This is a genomic window from Thauera sp. AutoDN2 (assembly GCF_051280715.1).
Taxonomy (GTDB): Bacteria; Pseudomonadota; Gammaproteobacteria; order Burkholderiales; family Rhodocyclaceae; genus Thauera.
In genome coordinates this window covers 1-1,714 of sequence record NZ_JBNCAR010000093.1, presented here as the reverse complement: position 1 = coordinate 1,714, position 1,714 = coordinate 1, and the positions used below count along the sequence as shown (strand labels likewise).

Below are 1,714 nucleotides of genomic sequence, written 5' to 3'. Positions count from 1 at the left end.
CTAGCCCGCATTTCTCACAGATAGGAGGCGCATCGCGGCCGGAAATATGAGAAAGTTGTTTTGCGAGAACGACTTAACCATACTCCGGAGGAATCCGCGATGCCGACACAGTGTACCGGACGAAGCCAAGGTGCGGAGCGTATTGAGGGCCGCCAGGTGGCGGTGGATTTCGACGGTGGGCAGATCAGCTCGGATGCGGGGGCGCTGTTGCTACGCGAGGTCGATCGCACGTTGCGGCTGACCGAGCGGGTGGCGGCCTGCTTCGAGGATGGGCGTGATCCGGAGCTGATCGAGCACACCTTGCACACGCTGGTGATGCAACGGATCGTGGGGATCGCGCTCGGCTACGAGGACCTGAACGACCACGACCAGTTGCGCCGTGACCCGGTGCTGGCCACGTTGGCGGGCAAGCTCAGCGCCCGGCGCAAGGGCTGCGAGCCGCTGGCGGGCAAGTCGACCTTGAACCGGCTCGAACACGCCCCCGACACCAAGGACGGTTCGCGCTATCACAAGATCGCTCACGATCCGGCGGCCTTCGAGTCGCTGTTCGTCGCGTGCTTCATCGAGGCGCACGAGCAGGCACCTGACGAGATCATCCTCGATCTGGACGCTACCGACGACCCGCTGCACGGCCAGCAGGAAGGGCGCTTCTTCCATGGCTACTACGGCGGTTACTGCTACTTGCCGCTGTACATCTTCTGCGGCCGACATCTGCTCGCCGCCAAGCTGCGCCGGGCCAACACGGATGCCTCGGCGGGCAGCATCGATGAACTCGAGCGCATCGTCACCCAGATCCGCCGCCACTGGCCGAAGGTGCGCATCGTGCTGCGTGCCGACTCGGGCTTTGCGCGCGATGCCTTGATGAGCTGGTGCGAAGCAGAGCACATCGACTTCGTGTTCGGGCTGGCCAAGAACGACCGGCTCAAGGCGCAGATCGAGACCGAGATGAGCGAGGCGCAGGCCGAATGCACCCAAACCGGCAAGCCCGCGCGGCGGTTTCGTGACTTCACCTACCGCACGCTGGACAGTTGGTCGTGCAGCCGACGAGTCGTCGGCAAGGCCGAGCAACTGCCGGGCAAGGCCAATCCGCGCTTCATCGTCACCACCCTGGACGCCCAGCGCTGGCCAGCGCGCGAACTGTATGAGGCGCTGTACTGCGCCCGTGGCGAGATGGAGAACCGCATCAAGGAGTGCCAGCTGCACCTGTTCGCCGATCGCACCTCGACGGCGACGATGCGGGCCAATCAGCTGCGGCTGTGGTTCGCATCCTTTGCCTACGTGATGCTCGAAGCGCTGCGCCGCATCGGGCTGGCTGGCACCGAACTGGCCGACGCCACCTGCGAGAGCCTGCGCCTGAAACTGCTCAAGATCGGCGCACGGGTCAAGATCAGCGTGCGCCGCATCCACGTCAGCATGGCCAGCAGTCATCCGTTCCAGACCGCATGGCGCCTGGCTCAGGCCAGACTCGCCCCCGGCTGATCCGCCACGCCACCGTGGCCCTGCTGATCCGATCGCGCTCCCGTTCGCGCGAGGCGGTCTCATGCCCGAACAGCGCCGCTTGCCCCCTCAGCGCACCTGACCGCTCGCAGAACCTCACCCGCCTGCCCTCGATTGGCCGCTCGCGAGCCTGAACCCTCGCGGTCACGGCGACGCGTGAAGCAAAAAGCCGCGCCACCGGGGGCCGAACCGTGAGGGTGTGAGAAATGCGGGCTAG

Annotated in this window: 1 protein-coding gene; it reads left to right on the top strand. The window is 65.7% G+C overall.

Features of this window, described 5'->3' with window-relative positions; all coding sequences use genetic code 11:
* Positions 1–99: 99 nt before the first annotated feature.
* Positions 100–1,479, top strand: coding sequence for an IS1380 family transposase (locus ACPT9U_RS17615; RefSeq protein ID WP_435751909.1), 1,380 nt, complete (start codon positions 100–102; stop codon positions 1,477–1,479).
* Positions 1,480–1,714: the final 235 nt, after the last annotated feature.